Consider the following 470-nt stretch of genomic DNA (forward strand, 5'->3'; position numbering starts at 1 on the left):
ATATGTGACAGCCAATCCAGAGCTCGCTGGAAAGCCGGCGCTCGACGTCTTCGACGCCGTCGTCGATGCCCTTGGCGCCGAGGGGTTGATGGTGATCCTCGACAATCACAGGAGCCGGGGAGACTGGTGCTGCGACGAGCAGCATGGCGACGGTCTGTGGCACACGCCGGGCTATCCCGAGCAGACCTGGCTCGCCCACTGGCGGAAAATGGCAGCGCGATACCGTGACCGTCCGTTCGTCGTGGCGGCAGAGCTCAGGAACGAGATCCGCCCAGACCCGAGCCAGGCTCTTGTACCGACCTGGGGTGACGACCATCCGCTCACCGACTGGCGAGCCGCGGCCGAACGAGGCGCGGCGGTGGTGCTGGAGGCGAACCCCGATCTCCTCATCATCGTAGGTGGAATCCAGTACCAGGAGTCGCTCGACGATGTCCGCGACGCGTCCATCCGCCTGCCGTTGCCGACCCGAC

The 470-nt window shown here is 66.0% G+C and carries 1 protein-coding gene; it reads left to right on the forward strand.

Going from position 1 to position 470, the window contains the following annotated elements:
• Nucleotides 1-470: glycoside hydrolase family 5 protein (locus AC2JF9_RS08885; RefSeq protein WP_500727039.1), on the forward strand; the 470-nt coding region annotated here is incomplete at both ends.

It is taken from the genome of Lactobacillus sp. C449L (assembly GCF_059900815.1).